This is a genomic window from Paraburkholderia sp. RL17-337-BIB-A (assembly GCF_046025895.1).
GTDB lineage: Bacteria > Pseudomonadota > Gammaproteobacteria > Burkholderiales > Burkholderiaceae > Paraburkholderia > Paraburkholderia fungorum_C.
On sequence record NZ_JARESY010000002.1, the window covers coordinates 1,171,040 to 1,196,177 of the forward strand.

At 62.3% G+C, this 25,138-nt stretch carries 23 protein-coding genes and 1 pseudogene; 15 read left to right on the forward strand and 9 right to left on the reverse strand.

Going from position 1 to position 25,138, the window contains the following annotated elements:
* Positions 1-45: 45 nt before the first annotated feature.
* The 9 genes from P0D84_RS26205 to P0D84_RS26245 all read left to right on the forward strand — a co-directional run bounded on the left by P0D84_RS26205 (position 46) and on the right by P0D84_RS26245 (position 13,392).
* Entirely contained in the window at positions 46-1,257 is a 1,212-nt protein-coding gene (locus tag P0D84_RS26205) for an efflux RND transporter periplasmic adaptor subunit (RefSeq protein ID WP_408341565.1), read from the forward strand.
* 84 nt (positions 1,258-1,341) lie between these two features.
* A complete protein-coding gene (locus tag P0D84_RS26210) occupies positions 1,342-4,527 on the forward strand; it encodes an efflux RND transporter permease subunit (RefSeq protein ID WP_408341566.1) in 3,186 nt (1,061 codons plus the stop codon).
* 14 nt (positions 4,528-4,541) lie between these two features.
* Entirely contained in the window at positions 4,542-6,173 is a 1,632-nt protein-coding gene (locus P0D84_RS26215; RefSeq protein WP_408341567.1) for an efflux transporter outer membrane subunit, read from the forward strand.
* A 414-nt stretch (positions 6,174-6,587) separates the two neighbouring features.
* Positions 6,588-7,427: a MetQ/NlpA family ABC transporter substrate-binding protein gene (locus P0D84_RS26220; protein ID WP_408341568.1), complete on the forward strand. Its 840-nt coding sequence runs from the start codon at positions 6,588-6,590 to the stop codon at positions 7,425-7,427.
* 106 nt (positions 7,428-7,533) lie between these two features.
* A complete protein-coding gene (locus tag P0D84_RS26225; RefSeq protein WP_408341569.1) occupies positions 7,534-8,940 on the forward strand; it encodes an LLM class flavin-dependent oxidoreductase in 1,407 nt (468 codons plus the stop codon).
* Positions 8,941-8,953: 13 nt separating this feature from the next.
* Positions 8,954-10,111, forward strand: a complete 1,158-nt coding sequence (locus P0D84_RS26230) for a methionine ABC transporter ATP-binding protein (RefSeq protein ID WP_408341570.1) — start codon at positions 8,954-8,956, stop codon at positions 10,109-10,111.
* On the forward strand, positions 10,104-10,760 hold the full coding sequence (locus P0D84_RS26235; RefSeq protein ID WP_074286788.1) for a methionine ABC transporter permease: 657 nt from the start codon (positions 10,104-10,106) through the stop codon (positions 10,758-10,760). The genes P0D84_RS26230 and P0D84_RS26235 overlap by 8 nt, the downstream gene beginning before the upstream one ends.
* Before the next feature lie 40 nt (positions 10,761-10,800).
* Positions 10,801-12,003, forward strand: coding sequence for an acyl-CoA dehydrogenase family protein (locus P0D84_RS26240; RefSeq protein WP_408341571.1), 1,203 nt, complete (start codon positions 10,801-10,803; stop codon positions 12,001-12,003).
* Positions 12,004-12,063: 60 nt separating this feature from the next.
* Positions 12,064-13,392, forward strand: a complete 1,329-nt coding sequence (locus tag P0D84_RS26245; RefSeq protein ID WP_408341572.1) for an Nramp family divalent metal transporter — start codon at positions 12,064-12,066, stop codon at positions 13,390-13,392.
* A gap of 200 nt (positions 13,393-13,592) precedes the next feature.
* Here the strand turns inward: P0D84_RS26245 and flhC are convergent, their stop codons facing one another.
* The 7 genes from flhC to P0D84_RS26280 all read right to left on the reverse strand — a co-directional run bounded on the left by flhC (position 13,593) and on the right by P0D84_RS26280 (position 18,716).
* The gene (gene flhC / locus P0D84_RS26250; protein ID WP_408341573.1) at positions 13,593-14,162 is read right to left on the reverse strand and encodes a flagellar transcriptional regulator FlhC; all 570 of its coding nucleotides are present in this window, start codon (positions 14,160-14,162) and stop codon (positions 13,593-13,595) included.
* A 14-nt stretch (positions 14,163-14,176) separates the two neighbouring features.
* Positions 14,177-14,497, reverse strand: coding sequence for a flagellar transcriptional regulator FlhD (gene flhD, locus P0D84_RS26255; RefSeq protein WP_035558891.1), 321 nt, complete (start codon positions 14,495-14,497; stop codon positions 14,177-14,179).
* A 521-nt stretch (positions 14,498-15,018) separates the two neighbouring features.
* Positions 15,019-16,242 carry a YeeE/YedE family protein gene (locus tag P0D84_RS26260; RefSeq protein ID WP_408341574.1) on the reverse strand — a complete coding sequence of 408 codons (1,224 nt, stop codon included), beginning with the start codon at positions 16,240-16,242 and terminating at the stop codon, positions 15,019-15,021.
* Between the two features lie 142 nt (positions 16,243-16,384).
* A complete protein-coding gene (locus P0D84_RS26265; RefSeq protein ID WP_408341575.1) occupies positions 16,385-16,915 on the reverse strand; it encodes a GNAT family N-acetyltransferase in 531 nt (176 codons plus the stop codon).
* A gap of 102 nt (positions 16,916-17,017) precedes the next feature.
* Positions 17,018-17,881 (reverse strand): helix-turn-helix domain-containing protein, encoded by an 864-nt coding sequence (locus tag P0D84_RS26270; RefSeq protein ID WP_459252217.1) that lies wholly within the window; start codon positions 17,879-17,881, stop codon positions 17,018-17,020.
* A 164-nt stretch (positions 17,882-18,045) separates the two neighbouring features.
* On the reverse strand, positions 18,046-18,348 hold the full coding sequence (locus tag P0D84_RS26275; RefSeq protein WP_063499837.1) for an addiction module antidote protein: 303 nt from the start codon (positions 18,346-18,348) through the stop codon (positions 18,046-18,048).
* The gene (locus P0D84_RS26280) at positions 18,345-18,716 is read right to left on the reverse strand and encodes a type II toxin-antitoxin system RelE/ParE family toxin (RefSeq protein ID WP_408346010.1); all 372 of its coding nucleotides are present in this window, start codon (positions 18,714-18,716) and stop codon (positions 18,345-18,347) included. Before P0D84_RS26280 ends, P0D84_RS26275 begins: the two co-directional genes overlap by 4 nt.
* Before the next feature lie 289 nt (positions 18,717-19,005).
* Between P0D84_RS26280 and P0D84_RS26285 the strand changes: the two genes are divergently transcribed.
* From P0D84_RS26285 to P0D84_RS26310, 6 genes are all read left to right on the forward strand, one after another.
* The gene (locus tag P0D84_RS26285) at positions 19,006-19,374 is read left to right on the forward strand and encodes a nuclear transport factor 2 family protein (protein ID WP_408341577.1); all 369 of its coding nucleotides are present in this window, start codon (positions 19,006-19,008) and stop codon (positions 19,372-19,374) included.
* Positions 19,375-19,401: 27 nt separating this feature from the next.
* The gene (locus P0D84_RS26290) at positions 19,402-19,662 is read left to right on the forward strand and encodes a hypothetical protein (RefSeq protein ID WP_408341578.1); all 261 of its coding nucleotides are present in this window, start codon (positions 19,402-19,404) and stop codon (positions 19,660-19,662) included.
* A 155-nt stretch (positions 19,663-19,817) separates the two neighbouring features.
* Positions 19,818-20,282, forward strand: a complete 465-nt coding sequence (locus tag P0D84_RS26295) for an RbsD/FucU family protein (protein ID WP_408341579.1) — start codon at positions 19,818-19,820, stop codon at positions 20,280-20,282.
* Positions 20,283-20,306: 24 nt separating this feature from the next.
* Positions 20,307-20,714 carry a VOC family protein gene (locus P0D84_RS26300; RefSeq protein WP_408341580.1) on the forward strand — a complete coding sequence of 136 codons (408 nt, stop codon included), beginning with the start codon at positions 20,307-20,309 and terminating at the stop codon, positions 20,712-20,714.
* 210 nt (positions 20,715-20,924) lie between these two features.
* The gene (locus tag P0D84_RS26305) at positions 20,925-21,356 is read left to right on the forward strand and encodes a DoxX family protein (protein WP_408341581.1); all 432 of its coding nucleotides are present in this window, start codon (positions 20,925-20,927) and stop codon (positions 21,354-21,356) included.
* Positions 21,357-21,428: 72 nt separating this feature from the next.
* Positions 21,429-21,701: a hypothetical protein gene (locus P0D84_RS26310; protein ID WP_408341582.1), complete on the forward strand. Its 273-nt coding sequence runs from the start codon at positions 21,429-21,431 to the stop codon at positions 21,699-21,701.
* 123 nt (positions 21,702-21,824) lie between these two features.
* Here the strand turns inward: P0D84_RS26310 and P0D84_RS26315 are convergent.
* Together P0D84_RS26315 and P0D84_RS26320 are read right to left on the reverse strand one after the other, a co-directional pair.
* A pseudogene (locus tag P0D84_RS26315) lies at positions 21,825-23,493 on the reverse strand (MFS transporter).
* Positions 23,494-23,704: 211 nt separating this feature from the next.
* Entirely contained in the window at positions 23,705-25,006 is a 1,302-nt protein-coding gene (locus P0D84_RS26320) for an MFS transporter (RefSeq protein WP_408341583.1), read from the reverse strand.
* Positions 25,007-25,138: the final 132 nt, after the last annotated feature.

Below are 25,138 nucleotides of genomic sequence, written 5' to 3' on the forward strand. Positions count from 1 at the left end.
AACAGAAATAAACAGAACTTTAATCAACGATATCGGGAGCTTCTCATGACTATCCTTCCTCTTTCCCGTCGCCGTGTGGCGATTGCCGTGCTAGTCGTCGTCGTCGTGGCCGGGCTGGGCACGTTCGGCGCGATTCGCGTCGACGCGAGCTCGCCCGCCGCGCCCACCATCGTGCCGGAAGTGGATGTGGCCACCGTGGTGCAAAAGACCATCACCGACTGGCAGAGCTATTCGGGCCGCCTCGAAGCGGTCGAAAAAGTCGACGTCCGTTCGCAAGTGCCGGGCACGATCGTGTCCGTGAGCTTCAAGGACGGCGCGCTCGTGAAGAAAGGCGACACGCTGTTCGTGATCGATCCGCGTCCTTACGCAGCCGAAGTCGATCGCGCCGAAGCGCAACTCGCGGCTGCGCAAGCGCGTACGGGCTACACGCAAAGCGATTGGGAACGCGCGCAGCGCCTGATCGCCGACAACGCCATCGCCAAACGCGACTACGACGAGAAGCAGAACGCCGCGCGCGAAGCGAGCGCGAACCTGAAGGCCGCGCAGGCCGCCGTCGAAACCGCGCGCATCAATCTCGGCTACACGAAGATCGTCGCACCGGTGGCGGGCCGCGTGTCGCGCGCGGAAATCACGGTGGGCAACGTGGTGTCCGCAGGCGCAAGCTCGGCGCCGCTGACGACGCTGGTGTCGGTTTCGCCGATCTACGCATCGTTCGACGCTGACGAACAAACCTATTTGCAGTACCTGAGCCGCGCGAAAGATGGCAGCAAGGTGCCGGTGGAACTGGGTCTCGCGGACGAAAGCGGCTATTCGCGCAGCGGTGTCATCGAGTCGGTGGACAACCGGCTCGATACGTCGTCCGGCACTATCCGAGTGCGGGCAAAATTCGATAACCAGGATGGTGCATTGATCCCGGGTCTGTATGCACGCGTGAAGGTCGGCGGGAGCGAGCCGCATCCGGCACTGCTGATCGACGACGCCGCGGTGGGTACCGACCAGGACAAGAAATTCGTGCTGGTGGTCGACCAGAACAACCACGTCATCTACCGGGAAATCGCGGTGGGCGGCATGCAGGGCAACCTGCGGGTCGTCAATGGCGGCCTGAAGGCGTCTGATCGAATCGTCGTGAACGGTATCCAGCGCGTGCGTCCAGGCGATGCGGTACGCGCTCACATGGTGCCGATGACCACCGACGAGGATCCGAACAGCGCGCCGCTTGCACAGACGCGAGCGAAGGCAGCGGACAAGAACTCGTGAGCCTCATGCGCCGCGCTTATCTGACCACATCTGGCCACCTTGCGTAGCTGTAGCGGGCGCATGCTCCAACGTTAAGAGCTTCCCATGAACATATCCAAATTTTTTATCGATCGACCGATCTTTGCCGGCGTGCTCTCGGTATTGATCCTGCTGGGGGGCATCATTGCGCTCTTCAAGCTGCCGATCTCGGAGTACCCGGAAGTCGTACCGCCTTCGGTGGTGGTGCACGCGCAGTATCCGGGCGCCAATCCGAAAGTGATCGCCGAGGCCGTCGCGGCGCCGCTCGAAGAGCAGATCAACGGCGTCGAGAACATGCTGTACATGCAGTCGCAAGCCAACAGCGACGGCAATCTCACGCTGACGGTGACCTTCAAGCTCGGCACTAATCCGGACCTCGCGACGCAGCTGGTGCAGAACCGCGTCAACCAGGCGCTGCCGCGCCTGCCGGAAGACGTGCAGCGCCTCGGCATCACGACCATCAAGAGTTCGCCGACGCTGACAATGGTGGTCCACCTGATCTCGCCGAACAATCGCTACGACATGACGTATCTGCGCAACTACGCGCTGTTGAACGTCAAGGATCGGCTCGCGCGGATTCAGGGCGTGGGTGAAGTGCAACTGTGGGGTTCGGGCGACTACGCGATGCGCGTCTGGCTCGATCCGCAGAAGGTCGCGCAGCGCGGTTTGACGGCGACCGAAGTGGTCAACGCGATCCGTGAGCAGAACATTCAGGTGGCAGCCGGGGTGATCGGCGCATCGCCTTCGGTACCGGGCACGCAATTGCAGTTGTCGGTGAATGCGCGTGGCCGTTTGAAGACTGAGGGTGAATTCGGCGACATCATCGTCAAGACCGCGCCGGATGGCGGCGTGACGTACCTGCGTGATATCGCGCGTATCGAACTGGCGGCGTCGGAATACGGGCTGCGTTCGCTGCTCGACAACAAGCCGGCGGTTGCGCTCGCCATCAATCAGGCGCCGGGTGCGAACTCGCTGGCGATTTCCGACCAGGTTCGTACCGCGATGAAGGAACTGGCCGAAGACATGCCGGCGGGCGTCGAATACAAGATCGTCTATGACCCGACGCAGTTCGTGCGCTCGAGTATCGAGGCGGTGATCCACACGCTGCTCGAAGCGATCGCGCTAGTGGTGATCGTGGTGATCGTGTTCCTGCAAACGTGGCGTGCGTCGATCATTCCGCTGATTGCGGTGCCGGTGTCGATTGTCGGTACATTCTCGTTGCTGCTTGCGTTCGGCTTCTCGATCAACGCCTTGTCATTGTTCGGCATGGTGCTCGCCATCGGGATCGTGGTGGACGATGCGATCGTGGTGGTGGAGAACGTCGAGCGGAACATCGAAAACGGCCTCAGTGCGCGCGATGCGACGTATAAGGCGATGCAGGAAGTCAGTGGGCCGATCATCGCCATCGCGCTGACGCTGGTCGCCGTGTTCGTGCCGCTCGCTTTCATGACCGGCCTGACGGGGCAGTTCTACAAGCAGTTCGCGATGACTATCGCGATCTCGACGGTGATCTCGGCGTTCAACTCGCTGACCTTGTCGCCGGCTTTGGCCGCGTTGCTGTTGCGCAGCCACGGCGCGAAGGAAGACTTCCTCACGCGTGTGATGAATCGCGTGCTGGGCCGCTTTTTCAAGGGCTTCGACAAGGTGTTCCATCGCGGCTCGACGGAGTATGGCCGTGGCGTGAAGGGCGTGCTGCGCCGTAAAGGGGCGATGCTCGCGGTGTACGCGATCCTGCTGGGCGCGACTGTGCTGATCTCGCGCGTCGTGCCGGGTGGCTTCGTGCCGGCGCAGGACAAGGAGTACCTGATTGCGTTTGCGCAGTTGCCGAATGGCGCGTCGCTGGATCGCACGGAAAAAGTGATCCGCGACATGAGCGCGATTGCGTTGAAGCAGCCGGGCGTGGAAAGCGCGGTGGCGTTCCCGGGTTTGTCGGTGAACGGCTTCACCAATAGTTCGAGTGCGGGCATCGTGTTCGTCACGTTGAAGCCTTTCAAAGACCGCGGCAACAGGAAGCTCTCGGCCGGTGCGATTGCCGGTGCGTTGAACCAGCAATACGGTGCGATCAAGGATTCGTTCGTCGCGGTGTTCCCACCGCCTCCTGTGCTCGGTCTCGGCACGCTGGGCGGTTTCAAGATGCAATTGGAAGATCATGGCGCGGTCGGCTATGCGGAGTTGAACAAGGCAGCGGAAGCGTTCGTGAAGAAAGCGGCGCAAACGCCTGAACTCGGACCGACGTTCTCGAGCTATCAGATCAACGTGCCGCAACTGAACGTCGACTTGGATCGCGTGAAGGCCAAGCAACTGGGCGTGCCCGTCACGGACGTGTTCAACACGATGCAGATCTATCTGGGCTCGCTGTATGTGAACGACTTCAACCGTTTCGGCCGCGTCTATCAGGTGCGGGTGCAGGCGGACGCGCCGTTCCGTCAACGTGCCGACGACATCCTGCAACTGAAGACGCGTAACGCGGCGGGCGACATGGTGCCATTGTCGTCGCTGGTCACGGTGACGCCTACCTATGGTCCGGAAATGGTGGTGCGCTACAACGGCTATACCGCCGCCGACATCAACGGTGGACCGGCGCCAGGTTTCTCGTCGGGCCAGGCTCAGGCCGCGGCCGAACGCGTGGCGGCCGAAACCTTGCCGCATGGCGTGAAGCTCGAATGGACCGACCTGACGTATCAGCAGATCCTGGCGGGCAATGCCGGCCTGTGGGTGTTCCCGATCAGCGTGCTGCTCGTGTTCCTCGTGCTGGCTGCTCTGTATGAAAGTCTGACGTTGCCGCTCGCGGTGATCCTGATCGTGCCGATGAGCGTGTTGTCCGCGCTGACCGGTGTGTGGCTCACGGGTGGCGACAACAACATCTTCACGCAGATCGGTTTGATGGTGCTGGTGGGGCTGTCGGCGAAGAACGCGATTCTGATCGTCGAGTTTGCTCGCGAACTCGAACATGACGGGCATTCGCCGTTGTCGGCGGCAATCGAGGCAAGCCGCTTGCGTCTGCGGCCGATTCTGATGACGTCGATCGCTTTCATCATGGGCGTAGTGCCGCTGGTGCTCTCGAGCGGAGCCGGTTCGGAAATGCGTCATGCGATGGGTATCGCGGTGTTCTTCGGCATGCTCGGCGTGACGCTGTTCGGCCTGATGCTGACCCCTGTGTTCTATGTAGTGCTGCGTACGCTGGCGGGTGGGACGATTCACGTCGCGCAGAAGGACGCGCCGCACTATGGGGCGCCGGTGACGGACGCCTGAGGAGAAAATAAAAAATGAAGCGCTTTGAATCTTTAGGCGGGTGGGGCCGGGCGGCCGCCAGTGGTTTGCTGGTGGCGTTGCTCGCGGCCTGCTCCGTGGAACCCACGTATAAGCGGCCGGAGGTGGATACGCCGGTCGCGTTCAAGGAAGCACCTGCAACTGCTTCGGGCGCGTCCGCTGCCTCGGCTATGTCCGCCGCGTCGGCTCAGGACACGGGCACGTGGAAGCCGGCTCAACCCGCCGACGACGCGCATCGCGGGCAATGGTGGGCGATTTTCGGCGACTCGCAGTTGAACGCGCTCGAAGAGCAGGCTGCCGCTGCGAACCAGGACCTGAAGGCGGCTGCGGCGCGCGTGCAACAGGCGCGTGCGGTCACCCAGGCGGCGAAGTCGGACTGGTTCCCGAAGTTCGACGCGGGCTTCGGCCCGACGCGCGAACGGGCCTCGGCGGCCTCGCAATTCCAGCCGGATAGCGCGGGCGGTACGAACGGCACGATCTGGCGTGCGCAGGTGGGCGCGTCGTATGAGGCTGATCTGTTCGGGCGAGTCGGGTCGAATGTGAATGCGACGCGTGCGGACGAGCAGCAAACTGAAGTGCTGTTCCGTTCCGTGCAGTTGTCGCTCCAGGCCGACGTCGCGCAGAACTACTTCCAGTTGCGCGAGCTCGATACGGATCAGGACCTGTACCGCCGTACCGTGGCGTTGCGCGAGGATACGCTGAAGCTGGTCGAACGACGTTTCAAGGAAGGCGATATCGGCGAGCTGGATGTCTCGCGCGCTCGCAACGAACTGGCGAGTGCGCGTGCGGACGCGGTGGGCGTGGCACGTCAGCGTGCGGCCTCCGAGCACAGCCTCGCAATTCTGCTCGGCAAACCGCCGGCGGATTTCTCGTTCGCGGAAGCGCCGCTTGCGCCGGTGACGGTGCGTGTGCCGCCGGGTCTGCCTTCGGCGCTGCTCGAACGTCGGCCGGATATTTCGGCGGCGGAGCGGGCCATGATTGCGGCGAATGCGCGGGTTGGTCTGGCGAAGTCGGCGTTCTTCCCGAAGCTCGATATCACTGGCGCGGCGGGCTTTGAATCGGCGACGCTGGGCAACCTGTTCATGTGGTCGAGTCGCGCGTTCATTCTTGGCCCGTTCGCCGGTACCGCGCTGACGTTGCCCTTGTTCGACGGCGGCCGGCGCAAGGCAAACCTCGCCCAAGCCCGCTCGAAGTACGACGAGGATGTGGCGCAATATCGTCAGCAGGTGCTGGTGGCGTTCCGTGAGGTTGAAGACAACCTCGCCGATCTGCGTTTGCTCGACGATCAGATGCGTGAGCAGAACGATGCCGTCGTGGCCTCGCAGCGCGCGGCCCATCTGTCGCGCACGCAGTACACGGAAGGCGCAGTCAGCTATCTGGATGTGATCGACGGCGAGCGGCAGGTGCTGATTTCGCAACTGCAGGCGAGTCATCTTTCGGGCACGCAAGCGGTGGCGACGGTGAATCTGATTCGCGCGCTGGGTGGCGGGTGGGGGGATGTGAAGGCTGCGGGCGATGAGGCGGTGGGGGCGGTTGCGCCGGCTGCGGGTGCGGTTGCTGCATCTTCTGCATCTGCATCTGCATCTGCATCTGCGTCTGTGTCGGCGGAGCAGGTGGCACAGCGCTAGGGCTTGCTGTCTATCTGCCAGGGCATTTTTGTAGAACGCCGGACTGCGCGAAAGCGCATCCGGCGTTTCTCGTTAAAGTTGTGCTGATCGCACTCGGCGTGGCAGACGGCATATCGCTTGTTTCCGCCGTGTTTCCTCAAATCAGTTTTCCCGCTTTCCTTCCAAAAATCCGATCGTAGACCGCTGGTTTCCCGCCGTCTATCATGACTCGCACCTCATCTGGAGAGATGCGATGACCTGTCCGACTTGCCGCTGTCCGCGCTAATCCGCTCGCGCGTTCTATTGCTGCTGCACGCCGCTTAACCCGCGCGCCGCAGATTTCCGTTGCCCGATCTTTTCAGGCATGCGTTGCCGCATGTCGTTGGCTCGGCACGCCTCGAGAAACACGTCGCCCCAAATTTAAACGAGCTCACCATGCGCATTTCCCTGTCCACCGTGCGGCGTTTCTTCCATGCGCCGGCTCTAACCCTCATCAGCGTGTTCGGCCTCGCGCTGGCGTTGTCCGCCGCGCCCGCAAGCGCGGCAGATACGTCCACATTGAAAATCGGCACCGCCACCAGTCCGCAAATCGAAGCGCTCAAAGTGGCCGCGCGCGAAGCGAAGGAGCAGGGGCTCGACGTGAAGATCATCGAGTTCACCGACTGGAATACGCCGAACGCGGCGCTCGCCAACAAGGATATCGACGTCAACTACTTCCAGCACATTCCGTTTCTCGAGAACGCCAAGAAGCAGGGCGGCTATAACTTCATCGCAATCGCGCCGGGCACGATCATGAAGATCGGTCTGTACTCTAAAAAGATCAAACACTTCGACGAATTGAAAGACGGCGCCACGGTCGCCATTGCTAATGATCCGGTCAACGGCGGTCGCGGCCTGCTGTTGCTGCAACGCGCCGGTCTCATCAAGCTGAAGCCGGGCGTCGACTATCGCGCTACCACGCTTGACATCATCGACAACCCGAAGCATCTGAAGATCGTTCAACTCGAGGCGTCGCAATTGGCGCGTTCGCTGGACGACGTCGATCTCGCCCAAGGCTACCCGAGCTTCATCAAGCTCGCGGGCACCGCCGATCCGAATAGCGCATTGCTGTTCGACGGTCTGGAAAACAAGAACTATGCGATCCAGTGGGTCGTGCGTCCGGAAAGCGCGAACGACCCGCGTATCCGCAAGTTCATCTCGATCTATCAGCATTCGCCCGCTGTGCGCGCCGCGCTCGATAAAGCCTTCGGCAACCTCTACGCTGTTGCCTGGTAAGTTACGCCGCCAGGTTACGCCGCTAAGTTATGCAACTGAGCCGCGCAACTGAACCACGCAACCAGGCCACGCAGCCAGCAACGTTGTAATAGCAAGGAGCCACACGATGGCGAAGAAAAAAATCCTGCTGAACGCGTTCAACATGAACGCGGTCGGCCACATCAATCATGGTTTGTGGACGCATCCGCGAGACCGTTCCGCGCACTACACCGACCTCGACTACTGGACGAGCCTCGCGCAAACGCTCGAGCGCGGCAAGTTCGATGGGATCTTTCTCGCGGATATCGTCGGCGTGTACGACGTTTACCAGGGCGGGCCGGAAACCCCGTTGCGCGAATCGGTGCAGATTCCGATCAACGATCCGTCGCTGATCGTACCCGCCATGGCGCATGTGACGAAGCATATCGGCTTCGGTGTCACATCGAATCTGACTTACGAACCGCCGTATCTGTTCGCGCGCCGTATGTCGACGCTGGATCATCTGACCAAAGGCAGGGTGGGATGGAACATCGTCACCGGCTATCTGGACAGCGCGGCGCGCGGCATGGGGCTCGCGCAACAGATCAGCCACGACGACCGCTACGATCGCGCCGACGACTACATGGATGTGGTCTACAAGCTATGGGAGCAAAGCTGGGAAGACGACGCGGTGGTGCGCGATCGCGCGGCGCGTATCTTCTCGCATCCCGGCAAGGTGCATCGGGTGAAACACGACGGTCCGTACTATTCGATCGACGCGATTCATTTGAGCGAGCCGTCGCCGCAACGCACGCCGGTTCTGTATCAGGCGGGTTCGTCGAGCCGTGGCGTCGATTTCGCAGCACGTCACGCGGAATGCGTGTTTGTCGGCGGCCAGAACAAGCAGCTCACGCGCTCCATTGTCGATGACATTCGAGCACGAGCGGTGAGCTTCGGGCGCGCGCCCGGCGATATCAAGATCTTTGCCGGCATCACCGTTGTAGTCGGCGAAACAGAACGCGCCGCGCAGGAAAAATTCGAGGAATACCGGCGTTATGCGAGCGCCGAGGGCGGCATCGCGCATTTCTCCAGTTCCACTGGCATCGACTTCTCGCAGTACGAACTGGATGAACCGATTTCGTATGTGAAGACCGAATCGATGCAATCGGCGGTTGAAGCGATTTCGAAGAAGAGCGTGAGCGGCGTGTGGACCAAACGCAAGGTGCTCGAGCAGATGACGCTCGGCGGCCGCGCGAAGCCCGTGGTCGGTTCACCTCAGCAGATCGCGGATGAGCTGGTGTCGTGGATCGAAGAGGTCGGCGTCGACGGCTTTAATCTGACGCGTACCGTCATGCCCGAATCGTTCGAAGACTTCGTCGATCTGGTGGTGCCGGAATTGCAGAATCGCGGCGTCTACAAGGAAGACTACGACCCGGCGCCGACGCTGCGTGAAAAGCTGTTCGGCGGCGGCCGCGCGCGACTGCCTGAGGTGCATGCCGGCGCGCAGCATCGGACTCGCGCGCAAACCGGCGCGCGATCTACCGTGGAAGCATGAGAGGAACGGAGCCATGGCTAATCTTTTCGACGTGCCGCAGTTCATTGAAGACGCGCCGTCCCTCGGCTTGAATCGCATTTCGACCGATACCACGCAGGAAGCCGTCGTATTCGACGACGTGGGCAAGGTATTCGCCAACACGCGCGGCGTGTCGACTGCGGCGCTGGCGAACGTCACGCTGAAGGTGGCGCGCGGTGAGGTATTCGGCATCATCGGCCGCAGCGGGGCAGGCAAGTCGACGCTGCTGCGGCTCGTCAACGGTCTGGAAAAGCCGAGCTCCGGCGCTGTACGTGTCAATGGCGTGAGCGTCGGCGAACTCGACGAACGCGGGCTGGTTACATTGCGGCGGCGCATCGGCATGGTGTTCCAGCATTTCAATTTGCTCTCCGCAAAAACGGTGCGCGAAAACATTGCGTTGCCGCTGAAAATTGCCGGAGCGCCAAAAGCGGCGATCGACAAAAAGGTCGACGCGTTGCTCGAACTCGTCGGACTGTCGACCAAGCGCGACGCCTATCCGGCGAGTTTGTCCGGCGGCCAGAAGCAGCGCGTCGGAATCGCGCGCGCCTTGGTGACCGACCCGGACATTCTGCTGTGCGACGAGGCGACCTCCGCACTCGATCCTGAAACGACGCAGGCCATTCTCGCGTTGCTGCGCGATATCAATCAGCGGCTCAATCTGACCATCGTGCTGATTACGCACGAGATGCAGGTGATTCGCGAAGTCTGCGATACGGTGGCGGTGATCGAACGCGGAGAAGTGGTGGAGACGGGTCCGGTCTGGCGCGTGTTCGGCGACCCGCAGCATGACGCGACACGCGCGCTATTGCGCACCTTGGTGCATGACCTGCCAGCGGATCTTGCCGCGCGCGTCAAACCGTTGCACGAGATCGGGCAAGCGGATGCGCGGATTCTGCTCGACGTGCGCTTCACCGGCAGTAACGCAAGTGAGCCAGATCTCAGCGGGTTGACGTCCGCATTGAGTATTGAAGGTGGCCATGTGAGCTTCGTGCATGGCGGCATCGACCGGATTCAGGGGCATGCGCAAGGGCGCCTGGTGGTGTCGGCGCAAGTGCGCGCGAAGGCGGACGTCACCGTGCAAAAGCAGATCACGACGCTGCTCGAACGCGCGCGTCCCTATGCAAATCATGTCGAGGTGCTCGGCTATGTCTGATCTCTGGCTCTCGGAACTCGCCGATGCCATTCGCGACACCATCGTCATGGTCGGTGTATCCGCCTTCGTCGCGGCCCTGGTCGGGATTCCGCTTGCGCTGGTGCTGGTCACCACGACGCGCGGCGGCATCTTTGAAAAGCGCGTGGTCAACAGCACGCTCGGTGCGCTCGTCAACGCGTTCCGCTCCACGCCGTTCATCATTCTGCTGGTCGCGTTGCTGCCGCTCACGCGTTTGCTGATCGGCACCACGATCGGCGTTTGGGCTGCCATCGTGCCGCTCAGCATCGCCGCGATTCCTTTCTTTGCGCGCGTGGCCGAAGTGAGCTTGCGCGAGGTGGATCGCGGGTTGATCGAAGCCGCGCAGGCTATGGGCGCGCAGCGCCGGCACATCATCTGGCACGTGCTGCTGCCTGAGGCACTGCCGGGCATTCTCGGCGGCTTCACGATCACCGTGGTGGCGATGATCGGTTCCTCGGCAATGGCGGGCGCGGTCGGCGCCGGTGGCCTCGGCGATCTGGCGATCCGCTACGGCTATCAACGTTTCGATACCACCGTGATGGTGACGGTGATCGTGTTGCTGATCGTGATCGTGACGGCGGTGCAGTTCGTCGGCGACCGTTTCGTGCGACGGCTTGCGCAGCGCGCATAATTGTCGCCTCGCTTGCCAAACCTCTTCACCTGGAAATTGCATGAACGAACCTCGTCATCCCGAGGCACTGGGAACATTGCAAGCCGACGCTGCGCCCATGGTGCGCGATCTCGGCGGCTTGCTCGACGCATTGCGTGCCAGCGCGGCCCAGCGCGATCGCGACGGCGGCCACGCCGCGCAGGAAAAACAATGGATCGCTGACGCCGGTCTGCTCACGCTCGCCGTGCCGCGTGAATTCGGCGGTTCCGGCACGCGCTGGCCCGAGATCTACGAGACGATCCGCAAGATCGCGCGAGTCGACAGTGCGCTTGCGCATCTGCTGGGCTTCACGTGCTTGCAGGTGGTCAGCGTCAATGTATGGGGCAACCCGGAACAACGCGCCCGTTATCTGAGCGGTACCGTGGAAGGGCGCTGGTGGTGGGGCAATGCAGTCAATCCGCTCGACACGCGGCTCGTTGCAAACGCAACCAGTGACGGTGGCTATCGTCTCGACGGGCAAAAAGGCTTTTGCTCGGGCACGCGCGGCTCGCACATGATGACGGTGTCCGCGCACGATCCGGCCACCGGCAAACCGGTGTTTGCCGTCGTGCCGACCACGCGCGAAGGCATCACCGTCAATGAAGACTGGAATCCGATCGGTCAGCGGCAGACCGACAGCGGCAGCGTCTCGTTCGTGCAAGTCAAGGTCGAGCTGCATGAGGTGCTGGAGCGGGCCGACACGCCCTACGCGAGTCTGCGCACACTGATTTCGCAGCAGGTGTTGACCAATCTGTTCGTCGGCATCGCCCAGGGCGCGCTTGAAGAAGCACGCGCGTACGTGACGCAGCACGGCAAGCCGTGGATCTCTTCCGGCGTCGATAAAGCCACCGACGATCCCTACCTGATCCAGCGTTTCGGCGAAATGCGCCTGCAGGCCGTGAGCGCGGAAGCGCTGGCAACGCGTGCCGCCCACGCGCTCGAAGATGCGTGGCAACAGGGTCCGGCTTTGGACGCCGAAACCCGTGCACATGTCGCACTCGCCACCTCGGAGGCGAAAATTGTCGCGCACCGCGCCGCGCTCGACGTCAGCGAAAAACTCTTCGACGCCTGCGGCGCGCGCGCCACGCACGCGCCGCTCGCACTCGACCGCTTCTGGCGCAACGCGCGCGTGCATACGCTGCACGATCCGCTCGACTATCGCGTACGCGACGTAGGCCGTTATGCGCTGAGCGGGACGTTGCCGGACGTTTCTTTGTACACTTGAGGCGGTTCGCGGCGTCCGGCATGGAGCGCCGCGGTTTGTCCCCTTCAAGAGATCATCGGATTGCAGTTCAAATTACCGACCACCGCAACAGCGCCGTTTTGCCCATCCGAGGTGCAAGGCTCGGTCACCGTCACGCAGGGCGCACCGTTCTGGAAAAAAATTCTTCAATTCGCCGGGCCCGGTCTGCTGATTTCGATCGGCTACATGGATCCCGGCAATTGGGCCACCGACATCGAAGCGGGTTCGCGCTACGGCTACAGCCTGCTGTTTGTCGTCATGCTGTCGAGCCTTGCAGCGATGGCGCTGCAATGCCTGAGCATGCGTCTTGGCATCGCCACCGGGCGGGATCTCGCGGAATTGTCGCGACTGCGTTATTCACCGGGTGTCGCGCGCTTTCAGTGGCTGCTTGCCGAGCTGTCGATCGTGGCCTGCGATCTGGCCGAAGTGCTCGGCGGCGCGCTGGCCTTCCATCTGCTCTTCAAGTGCTCGCTCACCACCGGCGTGTTGCTGACCGCGTTCGACACGCTGATCGTGCTCGGCCTGAAGGGCAAGAATTTCCGCGATCTCGAAGCGATCATGCTCGGCCTGATCGCGACAATCGGCGTGGGCTATATCGTCGAACTGGCGCTGGTGAAGCCGCATTGGCCGTCCGTTGCACAAGGACTGATTCCTTCGTGGCAGGCACTCAGCAGCCGCGAGCCGATGTATCTGGCGATCGGCATTCTCGGCGCCACCGTGATGCCGCACAACCTCTATCTGCATTCGTCGATCGTGCAGACGCGCGCGGTGAAGCGCGATTCGGCAAGCATCAAGTCGGCGATCGGCATGTCGCGCATCGATACGATCGTCTCGCTGGTGCTCGCGTTGCTGATCAACATGGCGATCCTGATTCTCGCGGCCGCCGCGTTCCATGCCACCGGCCACAATCAGGTCACCGAGATCGAAGACGCGTACAAGCTGCTGGCGCCGGTCGTCGGCACGGGGTTCGCGGCGGTGCTGTTCGCGATCACGCTGCTGGCGTCGGGGCAAAGTTCGACCTTCACCGGCACGGTGGCGGGGCAGGTCATCATGGAAGGCTTTCTTAAGCTGAAAATTCCGTGCTGGCAGCGGCGCTTCATCACGCGGGCACTCGCTTTGATTCCGGCGCTGATCGGCGTGCAGATGATGGGCAACGGCGCGGTCGGCAAATTGCTGGTCGCAAGCCAGGTCGTGCTGAGCCTGCAACTGCCGTTCGCGCTTTATCCGCTGATCCGCATGACGAACGATCGTTCGCTGATGGGTGAATTCGCCAACCGGCTGCCGACGCGGCTGCTCGCCTGGTCGCTGTTCGTGGTGATCAGTGCGGCGAACCTGTGGCTGGTGGTGCAGACGGTGGGACTGCTGGGTTGACCGGGCGTAAGGGGAGGGGCGCCTGTCGCCCGATGCCGGGTTGAGAAACGGGCTCACTCCGCTCCGGGATCACGGGCAGGATCCGCGCGCGATTCTGACGGCGGCAAACACAATATAAAAAGGTCCGCGCGTTAGCGGACCTTCTTCTGGGTTGCTTCGGTTCGAATCAGGCTGGACCGGCCCTCATCGATACGACTCGATTAGGCGGCCTGTGCGATCTGTGCGGCTTCGAGCGCTTCCTGGCGAGCGGCGGCGGCCTTCTTGGTCTTGCCGGCGCGCGACGGTGGCTGACAAGCGCCGCACACCACGTTGTGTTGCAAATCGTGCTTGTGCGCGACGAACTTGCCGGTGCAACGGCAGCATTTGGTCAGTTGCAGGATATTAGCGTCGAAGAAACGCACCAGCGTCCATGCACGCGTCAGATCCAGCACCGGTTCGGTTTCGCTGTGCTGGCAATGTTCCAGATACAGCCGATACCCTTTGGTCAGCGCGTCCAGGTGCGAGCAGCGCGCTTCCTTCTTCAGAAACAGATACGTGTTGTAAAACAACGACGCGTGGATGTTCGCCAGCCACGTCATGTACCAGTCCGCCGAGAACGGCAGCATGCCCTTGGGCGGCGATACGCCTTTCACCTCGCGGTACAGGCGGATCATGCGGTCGCGCGAAAGCGTCAATTCGCTTTCGAGCACTTGCATACGCGCGCCGAGTTCAATCAGCGCGATGGCACGGAAGACTTCTTGTGCGTCTTCGGTCAGGCTACGCTTGAGCATCGCGTTCACCTCGATTAAGCAAACTGCTCAGCAGGCTGGCCTGCAAGCAGGATCGCCGCGTGAGTCGGTGCAACGGCTGCGTGCTTTGTCGTTTGCGTCAACGCCGACAACATCGCGTGGTCGTTGAAGCGGAAGAAGCATAAAAGCTGATCGGAAGCGGCCAGCTTGACGATCTGCGCGAGCGACAGACCAGCAAGCAAATCAGCCAGTTCCGACGACAGTCCCAGCCGGAACATGCCGACTGGTTTGTCCTCACGCAACATGCGTTGCGCGAGCATGATGTAAGACAAGTTAATCTCGCGGATTGAATCCAGCGTCTCGCTGCTACGGTCCATTTTTGTTGTTTCCGAAGCCCCGAATTACTATTTCGGCATTTTTTTGCCGTTATGTCTTTTGTGCCTCGCCGGAAACGAGAACCTCCGGCTACATGTCACCACCTGATACAGACAGCGACTTTTTGATACATCGCGTTACATTTCGTAACAGCTTGAGTCGAATTGTATGAAGGGTAAAACAAGAAATCAATCCCTTCCCAAAAAAATATCTCAGAAAGATGCATCAAATATCGGTAATTCTTTCGCCGTGTCGTAATAGATGGCGCTCTGTAGGTTTTTTGCGCCCGCGAATCTTGTCTGATCCATGGAAACCCTTGTGTGATGGGGCCTTGATCATTCGTCTAAGGAAATGCGCGGGTCTGGTCGGGAACCGGAAAATCAGGAGTGAGCTTGGAAAGGAAATAGAAAGCGAATTTAATTAAAAGTAATAAATACCGTTCGTTGACGCCGCTATGGGGACACATCAGAGGTGTAACAGATGGGTGCGGCCCCAGTTACAAATGAGGCCGCGTTTGTAACGTCTAGCAACCGGTGGCCTGGACCCGTTCAACTTCGAGGCCGAATGCCGGGCGCAACCGGGTGCCCAGCACGTTGCCGGCGAAGGCGGCGACCAGCCACAACCAGCCGTGCAAGCTGCCTGACACGATGCCGCTGAAATAGGCGCCGATGTTACAACCGTAGGCCAGGCGTGCTCCGTAGCCGAGCATCAGGCCGCCGACCACGGCCGCGATCAGCGAGCGGGCCGGTACCTTCCAGACCGGTGCGTAACGGCCGGCGAGCGCAGCGGCCATCATGGCGCCGAGGACGATGCCGATGTCCATCACCGTGGTGACGTCATGTGTAACAGGCGCGGCCAGGGCACCGGCGTTGGCGTGAGCGGCCCAGTATGGCCAATTGGCCACATCGATACCCAACGCGGCAAATAGCTTGGCGCCCCACAGCGCGAACGCCGACGTCACCCCCCATGGGCGGCCGGACAGCGCCAGGGTCGCGAAGTTGAGCAAGACCAGAGCAATTGCGCCGACGAACAAGGGCCACGGGCCGTGCAGCCATGGTGACGCGTGCGGCTCGCGCAGCGGTTCGTTGATCAGCCGGCCGTGACGGCGCCGTTCGACCCATACGGTGAGCGCCGCGATCGCAGCGAATATGACCAGATTCAACACGATGGCCCAGCCCGCTCCGAGCGCGGTGACCATCGAAAGCGGTTTGAGAGACGGCAGCGCGGTCCAGAACGGCATGTGCGCGGTTGCGACAACCGATCCGATGACGAACGCCACCAGCGTGACGATCATGCGCGTGCTGCCGCCGCCCACGGTGTACAACGTGCCGGACGCGCAACCGCCGCCCAACTGCATGCCGATACCGAACATGAAGGCGCCGACCAGCACGGACGTGCCTGCCGGCGCGACCAGACCGACCACCGGCTGGCCGAACAGCGTGCCTGCGGCGAGCGCCGGAAAGAACAGCAGGACGCCGAGCGCCAGCATGAGCATTTGCGCGCGCAGACCGGCGCCGCGACCGTCGGCGATAAAGACCCGCCATGCGGAGGTAAAGCCGAACGCCGCGTGATAAAGCGACATGCCCAGCAGTGCGCCGACAATGTAGAGCGCCGCCTGGCGGCCGCTCACGGTTTGCGCCAGATAGACGGCGCCCAGCGCGATTAGAACGAGCGCGGCGCCTAGCGGTTTCGGATTGATGTCGAAACGGCGGGGTATGCGCGGAAGCGAAGTGGAGAGATCGGACATGGTATTTGACTGACGAGCGGCAAATCGAAGATAGCCCGAGGGCGGCGGGTGAGCCGCTTCGGGGTTGGTGCGGTGGAAAGGTAACAAAAAACGATAGCACGGATCGCGCGCTTGAGCAGGGCGGTGGTCTACCCGATAGCTGTTACATGAAGCGCGCCATCAGATCGGCATCGTGGAACACCCCGTTGACGTTCAACGCGCCGATCTCGCAACCATATTTGCGAAAACCAAGCGACTCGTAGAGTTTGCGTGCTGCCTCGTTCCGGCTGCCCACCATCAACTGGATCTGCCGCAGGCCTTCTATTCGCGCCGCTCGCGCCAGCAACTCATTTAGCAATGCGCGCCCGACTCCGCGGCCCGCAGCCTCCGGCGCGACATACATGCCGACGACGGAGGCCTTGTGCCGTTCCTTGTCGCTCTGGCTGCGCAGCAGTCCGACTACGCCGATCAACGGCGCATTGGCTGATGCGTATGCACCGAGCAAAAAGTCGCCTTCGGCAGCGCGTGCGCCCTGCAACGTCGCATCATGCCGCGCTGCGCCCTTGGCTACCGCTTCCTCGTAGCTTTGACCGAATGACTCCGGATGTGCCTTCAGTCCGCGCAGGCGAAGCTGGAAGTAGGCATCACGATCGGCCGGACCGAGCAGGCGCACCAGTGGGGCGTTGTTGACCAAATGCGTCTCCGTGTGGTTTGAACGATGCTGCAAGCGGTAACAACCCGGTGTTCACGTTGCTCGGGATTCTGAGTCTTGCAGTCCTGCCATGGCGTCACGGCTTCATGCCCGTTGGCCTTCGGCGCGTTGCTTTTCGGCAAACTCGCGCAATGCCGCCGCCGTTTGCTGGTCGGCGGGGAAGAACGCTTCAATGGCAAGTTCCGACAGTGTTACATCCACCGGCGTTCCAAAGACCGTGGTCGTACTGAAGAACGACAGTTCACCGATCGGCGTGCGCAGCCGCAGCGGCACGGCGACCTGATTGGTCGCGGTGTCGTCGTGGTCGGCCACTTCCACCCCGGGTGGGGCGGGATACGTGGTTAGCTCATCGCGCAGAGCGCTCAACGTATCGTCACCGCTCACGTCGATTTGCCGCTGGAGCCGGGACAGCGCGTGCGCGCGCCAGGCATGCCAGTTGACGATCGACGCTGCGATGCCTTCCGGATGCAAGCTCAGCCGCATCGCATTGACTGGCGGTTTCAGCAGTTCCGGGCTGGCGCCTGCAAGCAGCGGCGCAAGCGCATTGTTCGCGGCAACGATGGTCCAGTGGCGGTCGATCGCGAGTGCCGGATACGGCTCGTGACCTTTGAGCACCAACTCCACTGCCTCGCGCGCGGCGGCCAGTTGCGGGTCTGTCAAAGGACGCTCGCGGAACAGCGGCGCATAGCCCGCCGCAACCAGCAGTGCGTTGCGTGCCCGCAGTGGCACGTCGAGCCGCTCGGCGAGGTGCATGACCATTTCCCGGCTGGGCACCGCACGCCCTGATTCGACGAAGCTCAGATGCCGCGTTGAAATATCGGCTTCAGCGGCGAGCAGCAACTGACTCATTCTTCGTCGTTGGCGCCATTCACGCAGCAGATCGCCGACCGTGCGGCTTGCCGTCGGCACGTTCGACGGGATGGTTTGCGCGAGAGAGAGTGTGTTCATGTTGCCGATGATAGCCAAAGCGCGTGAGCGATCCATTACTTGACAGGTAATGGCAGACCCGGGGAGACCCGGGAAGACCCGGAATATCCGAGAAAACGTAGGACATCCACGAATACGCGGCACATTTGGGGCGTTGCCCCCGGCGACAACGCGGCAGGCGCGAGTCAGGCGTGCGCCACGCCTTCCGGCACGGCGTTGAGCTTGACGCCTAACGCGCGCAGCAACTTGAACACCGTATCCATGCGCGGTTTGGAGCCGGGCGCGAGCGTTTTATAGAGGCTTTCGCGCCCGAGCCCAGCGTCGGCCGCAACCTTCGCGATACCGCGTGCTTTTGCGATATCGGCGATCGCGGCGAGGAGGAGGTCGGCGTCGCCTTCTTCCAGCGCTGCATTGAGATATTCAGCGATCATCTCCTCGCTATCGAGGTAGTGCGACGCGTCGAACCGTGCGGTTTTGACTTTGCTCATGACTGTTCCTTTCTGATTGCTGCCCACATTGATTTGGCATGCTTGATGTCGGCTGGCTGCGAGGACTTATCGCCCCCGCAGAGCAGCAGGTACACCGAGCGCCCTTCGCGCGCGAAGTAGACCCGATAGCCGGGACCGCAATCGATGCGCATCTCGGACACACCGTCTTCCAGCAGCTTTGTGTCGCCGAAATGACCTCGCTCCGCACGCCGGACCCGCACCAGGATTTTTGCCCTCGCTCTTAAATCTGCGAGGCCGGCAAGCCAACTGTCGAATTCCTCGGTGCGGTTGACCGTGTACACAGGCGGTGAACCGATTTGCTGATGAGTGTATCCTGTCGGATACGATCTTGCAAGCGTAAAAACCATATTTAAAAGGCGGCTCGTGTCCGCACCCGTTGAGTTCATCACATGCCGCTTGTCAACGCTGCGCGGCTCCCATTTGCCCAATGAGATTAGCGGCTGACGCCGCCCGTGACGATTCGGCCGGATGGCCAATCCGGCGGGCAAAGGGCGTGGATCACGCCGGTGCATCCGGATGCTTACCTCCCACGTAATCGACGCGCTGCGCTCGAAGCGCCAATCTTCACTCCGAGCCCGCCGCATACAACGTGTTTGCCGAGCGTAGTGCTCAGTCATGCCAATCAAGGAGTTTGAGATGAATGCGCATACCGATCTGATCGACCGTTATTTCGACGCATGGAATGAAACCGATGCAGTGCGCCGCCGCGAACTGATCGCCGCGACATGGGCCGCCAATGCCGACTATCGCGATCCGCTGCTGGCAGGCGCGGGCCATGACGGCATCGACGCGATGATTCGTGCGGTGCATGAACGCTTTCCGCATCACACGTTTCACCGCACGACGGAGGTCGACGGCTTCGCGAACCGGCTGCGCTTTTCGTGGGCACTCACCACGCCGGCCGGCGAGGCAATCGTGAAGGGATCCGACTTCGGCGTGCTCGACGCACACGGCCGCCTGCAGGCGGTGACCGGCTTCCTCGACCGGGTGCCTGCCGCCGCCTGACCAGCCACGATTTTTACGGAGACGATCATGCACGAGTCCGCCGCCGCCACGGCTCCCGGAATTGGCCTCACGGTCGCGCGCCTCGCGGGCGCCGTCGACGCGCTCTCCAGTGCGATTGCCGGCTTCGCTCTGCTGGCCGGTACGCGCGCGTTCACCTTCACTGCGTTGCTGGCCTGGCGCGAGCCGGTGTTGGGTGGCGCGGGTCTCGTGCTGCTCGCGCTGGTCGGATGGCTGCGGTGGCAGTGTCGTCAGAATCGGCTCGGCGCATCGTGCGCAAAAGCGGATTGACGATCAGGCGTCGGCACCGGACCGTGCGCTACGGTCTTGCTACAATCAATCGCAATGCGTGGAAGAACAGCGCTACAAGGACAAACCGTTCGGACCCGGGCGGCTAGCCGCCAAATCGAACCTCAAGGACCTCAAGAATCTCAAGGAGACAACGCGTGCTGAAAAATCTGGACCCGCTGCTGAATGCCGATGTCCTGCATGCGCTACGCGCGATGGGACATGGCGACGAACTGGTGGTTTGCGACGCCAACTTCCCGGGCGCGTCCGTCGCGCAGCAGACGGTGTTGGGCAAACTGCTGCGACTCGACGGTGTGAACGCACCGCGCGCGATTCGTGCGATTCTTTCAGTGATGCCGCTGGATACCTTCATCGAACACCCTGCCTCGCGGATGGAAGTGGTAGGCGAGCCGAATACGATTCCGGCTGTTCAGCGCGAGGCGCAGATCGAGATCAATGCGGCGGAAGGGCGTGAGGTCCCGTTTGCGTCGGTCGAACGTTTCGCTTTCTATGAGCGGGCGCGCAAGGCTTATTGCGTGATCGCAACCGGTGAAGCGCGCGGTTACGGCTGCTTCGTTTTTACCAAGGGCGTCTTGCTCGCGCCGGATGCGCCACAGCAATAGCCCTTCTCCATGGCGACGAACCCTATGAGCTTCTCGATAGACAGTCTCGATCATCTCGTTCTGAATGTTGCCGACGTGGAGGCGAGCGCAGCCTGGTATGCGCGCATGCTCGGCATGCGGCGCAGCGAGTTCGAATCGCGCACCGGCATGCGCGTGGCGATGATGTACGGCAATCAGAAAATCAACTTGCGTCCGGCGGATGCGGACACGGACGCGTGGTTCACCGGGCGCGAGCCGGTGCCGGGCAGCGCCGATCTGTGCTTTATCACCACCACGAGTCCCGCCGAGGTCAAGGCCCATTGGCTCGCTCAGGGTGTCGAGATAGAAGCCGGCCCGGTTGAGCGCGATGGCGCACGCGGCAAGATGACCTCGGTGTATTGCCGCGATCCAGACGGCAATCTGATCGAGGTGGCGACCTATCCTCGGGCATGAGCATGGCGGTGTCGCCCGTGCCCCGCCGTGCGGAATCGGACGCTCGCTGAGCGCCCGGACACCTTTTCTTCTGCTGAGACGGCGCGAATTGCGCCGCTCACTCGGGCCCGCGCTTGGAAATGGCGGGCAGCGTGCCTATTCCGAGGCGCAAAGTGGGGAACTGCGGCCGCCTGGCCGGGTCTGCTGCTTATTCATTTACAGGAGCCCCTCATGACGCGTCCCGTCGATTCCGGCGTTATCCTCATCGCGCGTATCGCCCTTGCCGTGCTGTTTTTGTGGGGCGGCGTGATGAAACTGCTGGGCTATGCGGGCTTCGTCGGCTACCTGCATTCGAAGGGTGTGCCGTTCGTCCAGGCCGCCGCCCCGATTGCAACCGCGGTCGAGGCGATCGGCGGCCTGCTGCTGATCGTCGGCTTCAAGATCCGCCCGCTCGCGCTGATCCTGGCTGTTTACGCCGTGGCGACCGCGGTGTTGGGCCACGATTTCTGGAACGTTACCGATCCCGCCTTGCAACGCGATATGGTGATCCACTTATGGAAGAACATCGGTATTGCCGGTGGTTTCCTGCTGTTGTTCGTGACCGGAGCGGGCCGTATCAGCATCGACGGCGCGCGTGCGCCCCGCGGCGGTCTGAGTCTTTGATCACGCAGTTGAGGTGTAGTCTGTGCAGGTTGCTATTGATATTGATTCTGGCTGTCATCAAGGGAGCAAATAATGATTCAAAGTTTTGAGCAAACCATTGGCGGCAAGGTTACGCAGCTGTGCGCAAGTCTTGGCGAAGGGCCTACGCCCCATCGCGTGATCATCAGCCTTGCCGATTCGGCGAAAACCTTGGTGGTGCTGGATGCATCCGGCATCATCAGCACGATCAAGGCGGAGATCGAGGAGCCGGAAAAGCTCATCGCCGACGCGATCACCAAGGCGCAAAACGAAGGACTGATCGAGCGCGCAATCGACACCGGCACGATTCAGGAAGCGGCGCTGTAAATCGAGCGGCGGGAGTGCGAGGGTATTGCAGCTGCTCGCGCCGTATAGCGCTAAAAAATGACCCCACGGTGCGTAGGCATCGCGGGGGCATTTTTTTGTACTTTCGACCAAGTGGTGAGACGCTCAGCGCGACCCACCCACTTGCTCAGAGCCAGTCTTGTGCGGCTCTGAGGCCAACGCGTGCGGCTCCGGATGTACAAGGCAGCCCATTACGCCACCTAGCATCAGCAGACCGACTGAGACGGCCGTCGCGACCTGCATTCCCGAGACGATCTGCGTGGCGGCTGCGCCGCTCGCCAACGCGCCGAAAACGGCTACGCCCACCGCGCCGCCTGCTTGCCGGGCGGTATTCAGTACGGCGGAAGCCGTGCCGACGCGTTCCGCCTTGACGGAGGCCAGCACGGCGGTTGTCATCGCCGGGACCGCCAGCCCCATCCCTGACGGGATCAGCAGGAAGGGCACCAGCAAGCCGACTAGTGGTGTGGAGGCATCGACGAAATGCAGCAGGCCATAGCCGAGCCCCGCGGTGATCGCGCCGGCGATCATCGGCACACGGACGCCGAAGCGTCCGACCACCCAGCCGCTCGCCACGTTCGACGCCAGAAACGCCCGTCAACGGCAGGAAGGCAAGGCCCGCCTGCAGCGGTGTATAACCGCGGACGCGCTGAAGATAAAGACTTAGCACGAACACCATGCCGTAGTAGGTCAGATTCACGCAGATGCCGAACAGCACCGCGGCAGTGAAGGTGCGCTTGCTAAAAAGCGAGAGCGGCAGCATCGGGGCCGCGACGCGCGATTCCACGGCGATAAAGGCACCTGTTGCGACCAGCGAGACGATGAAACCGCCGATTATCAGCGGATGGCTTAATCCTAGCGGCTGCATTTCGATCACGGCGGCGACGAAGGCGGTGAGCGCGACGATGGCAAGGGTCTGGCCGCTCAGATCAAGACCACGCGGGCTGACCTTGGCGCCAGTGCCGGCCTGAGCCCGAGCCCGAGCCCCAGCATCGGCACCGGCACCGGCACCGGCACCGGCACCAGCCCCAGCCCCAGCCCCAGCACCAGCACCAGCACCAGCACCAGCACCAGCACCAGCACCAGCACCAGCATCATCCCTGGCTCCAGTCCCAGTTCGAGTTGCAGTCCCACTTTGAGCTGGAGCCCCAGCCCCGGTCGCACTCGCGTGCTGCACATTTTTCCGCTCGGCGTCAGGCCGTGGCACCCAGAGCAACGTCGCCAGCAAACCGGCTGCGCAAATCGGCAGATTGACGAGAAAGATGCTGCGCCAGCCGAACGCCGCGATCAGCAGGCCGCCGACCACCGGGCCGGCCGCGATCGCAATCGCGCCTGCGCCGGTCCACAACCCGACAGCACGCGCCCGGAGCTTTGGATCGTGACCATACGACTGATTGAGGAGCGCCAGAGAGTTCGGCAGCATGGCGGCGGCGCCGATGCCTTGCACCGCGCGCGCCGCGACCAGCATGGCGGCATCGAGCGCCAATCCGCAGGCGAGCGACGCGAGCGCAAACAACACGATGCCGGCCGCGTACATGCGCCGTGTGCCGAGCCGGTCGCCGAGCGCGCCCGCCGAAAGCATCAGGACGGCGAACGCGAGCGTGTACGCGTCGACGACCCATTGCAGACCCGCGACATTCGCATGCAGATCCGCGCCGATCTTCGGCAGTGCGATGTTGACGATAGTCACGTCGAGTTGCGTGACGACGAAGCCGACGCTGACGGTCGCGAGAATGCGGCCGAGGGTAGGCGTGAAGGACTTGTTGGAAGAGTTCATGAGACACATCGTAGGCCGATGCGTCGCACGATGTTTCGGGCCGACGTGAAGTGTCGATGCCGCCGAACTGCGAACTGCGAACTGCGAACTGCGAACTGCGAACTGCGGACAACCGGACTACCGCGGAAAGCCCACAAAGCCCACAAAGCCCGCACGCGGAGCCGATGCAAACAACGGCGCCCCTCGCGGTGCGCCGTTGCGAACAACTCGCTTAGCGCGCCTGCGCCACGTCTTTAATAAACAGCGTACTCACCGCCCCGAGAATGCAAATAGCGCCGACATACACCGGCGCGGCCATCGGGTTCGACTTCATCATCAGCGAAACAGCAATCGGCGTGAGGCCACCAAACACCGCATAAGCGACGTTATACGAAAACGAGATGCCGGAGAAACGAATGATCGGCGGGAACGCCTTGACCATCACGAACGGAATCGCGCCGATCACGCCGACGAAAAGGCCGGCCACGGCGTAGAACGGCACCAGCACCGACGTGTCGACGGCGAGCTGCTGGAACATCACGTAGTACGTCACGGCCAACGCCAGGCCGCCGATGAAAATCGTGCGCCCCGCGCCGATCCGGCCGGCGATCGAGCCCGCCATCACACAGCCGATCGTCAGGCACAGCGTCGCCACGCAATTCGCCAGCAGCGCGGTGGCCGGGGCGATGTGAAACTGCTTCTGCAGCAGCGTGGGCGTCATCAGAATCACGACCACGATCGCGGCCGACAGCATCCACGTGAGTACCATCGACACGATCACGGCGCGGCCGTGGTCGCGCAATACCGCTTTGAGCGGCACTTCCGCGGCGATTGCCTTGCGTTGCTTGAGTTCGGCGAACACGGGCGTCTCATGCAGCCAGCGGCGCAGATAGACCGAGAACATGCCGAACACGCCGCCTACCAGGAACGGGATGCGCCATGCGTAGGCGGAGATTTCCGCCGGTGCGAAATGGCGGTTCACCGCCGATGCGATCAACGAGCCGAGCAGGATGCCCGCCGTGAGGCCGGCCGTCAGCGTGCCGCACGCATAGCCGACGTGCCGCTCGGGCACGTGCTCGGAGACGAACACCCACGCGCCCGGCACTTCGCCGCCCACCGCCGCGCCTTGCATCACGCGGAACAACAGCAGCAGGACCGGCGCCATCACGCCGATGCTGGCGTAGGTGGGCAACAAGCCCATCATGAGCGTCGGCACCGACATCAGCAGCACGCTCAGCGTGAACATGCGCTTACGGCCGAACAGGTCGCCGAAGTGCGCCATGATGATGCCGCCGAGCGGCCGTGCCAGATAGCCCGCGGCAAAGATGCCGAAGGTTTGCACCTGACGCAGCCAGTCCGGCATCGCGGCCGGGAAGAACAACTGGCCGATCGCCGGCGCGAAGAATACGAAGATGATGAAGTCGTAAAACTCCAGCGCCCCGCCGAGCGCGGCGAGGCCGAGCGTCTTGTAATCGCTTCGCCCAAGAGGGCGTGGGGTGACAGCCTGCGCTCCACCCAGATTGGTCGCTTGCATTGTTTGTGTCTTGTCTTGAATTGAGAACCACACGTGGCGCGTGGAAATACGGCGGTCGTCGGGCGAGAAGTGTGGCAAGCGCTGGGTAGAGCACGGGACACCGGCGCGCTGGCCCGGGTAGGGTAAACGCGC

What these genes read in the sequence shown, in the direction of transcription:
- P0D84_RS26230 (WP_408341570.1), top strand. Translation starts at nt 8,954, where the DNA reads ATGGCTAATCTTTTCGACGTGCCGCAGTTCATTGAAGACGCGCCGTCC.
- P0D84_RS26275 (WP_063499837.1), bottom strand. Translation starts at nt 18,348, where the DNA reads ATGAGCAAAGTCAAAACCGCACGGTTCGACGCGTCGCACTACCTCGAT.
- P0D84_RS26285 (WP_408341577.1), top strand. Translation starts at nt 19,006, where the DNA reads ATGAATGCGCATACCGATCTGATCGACCGTTATTTCGACGCATGGAAT.
- P0D84_RS26205 (WP_408341565.1), top strand. Translation starts at nt 46, where the DNA reads ATGACTATCCTTCCTCTTTCCCGTCGCCGTGTGGCGATTGCCGTGCTA.
- flhC (WP_408341573.1), bottom strand. Translation starts at nt 14,162, where the DNA reads ATGCTCAAGCGTAGCCTGACCGAAGACGCACAAGAAGTCTTCCGTGCC.
- P0D84_RS26220 (WP_408341568.1), top strand. Translation starts at nt 6,588, where the DNA reads ATGCGCATTTCCCTGTCCACCGTGCGGCGTTTCTTCCATGCGCCGGCT.
- P0D84_RS26260 (WP_408341574.1), bottom strand. Translation starts at nt 16,242, where the DNA reads ATGTCCGATCTCTCCACTTCGCTTCCGCGCATACCCCGCCGTTTCGAC.
- P0D84_RS26320 (WP_408341583.1), bottom strand. Translation starts at nt 25,006, where the DNA reads ATGCAAGCGACCAATCTGGGTGGAGCGCAGGCTGTCACCCCACGCCCT.
- P0D84_RS26300 (WP_408341580.1), top strand. Translation starts at nt 20,307, where the DNA reads ATGAGCTTCTCGATAGACAGTCTCGATCATCTCGTTCTGAATGTTGCC.
- P0D84_RS26235 (WP_074286788.1), top strand. Translation starts at nt 10,104, where the DNA reads ATGTCTGATCTCTGGCTCTCGGAACTCGCCGATGCCATTCGCGACACC.
- P0D84_RS26310 (WP_408341582.1), top strand. Translation starts at nt 21,429, where the DNA reads ATGATTCAAAGTTTTGAGCAAACCATTGGCGGCAAGGTTACGCAGCTG.
- P0D84_RS26270 (WP_459252217.1), bottom strand. Translation starts at nt 17,881, where the DNA reads ATGAACACACTCTCTCTCGCGCAAACCATCCCGTCGAACGTGCCGACG.
- P0D84_RS26210 (WP_408341566.1), top strand. Translation starts at nt 1,342, where the DNA reads ATGAACATATCCAAATTTTTTATCGATCGACCGATCTTTGCCGGCGTG.
- P0D84_RS26240 (WP_408341571.1), top strand. Translation starts at nt 10,801, where the DNA reads ATGAACGAACCTCGTCATCCCGAGGCACTGGGAACATTGCAAGCCGAC.
- P0D84_RS26225 (WP_408341569.1), top strand. Translation starts at nt 7,534, where the DNA reads ATGGCGAAGAAAAAAATCCTGCTGAACGCGTTCAACATGAACGCGGTC.
- P0D84_RS26280 (WP_408346010.1), bottom strand. Translation starts at nt 18,716, where the DNA reads ATGGTTTTTACGCTTGCAAGATCGTATCCGACAGGATACACTCATCAG.
- flhD (WP_035558891.1), bottom strand. Translation starts at nt 14,497, where the DNA reads ATGGACCGTAGCAGCGAGACGCTGGATTCAATCCGCGAGATTAACTTG.
- P0D84_RS26290 (WP_408341578.1), top strand. Translation starts at nt 19,402, where the DNA reads ATGCACGAGTCCGCCGCCGCCACGGCTCCCGGAATTGGCCTCACGGTC.
- P0D84_RS26305 (WP_408341581.1), top strand. Translation starts at nt 20,925, where the DNA reads ATGACGCGTCCCGTCGATTCCGGCGTTATCCTCATCGCGCGTATCGCC.
- P0D84_RS26215 (WP_408341567.1), top strand. Translation starts at nt 4,542, where the DNA reads ATGAAGCGCTTTGAATCTTTAGGCGGGTGGGGCCGGGCGGCCGCCAGT.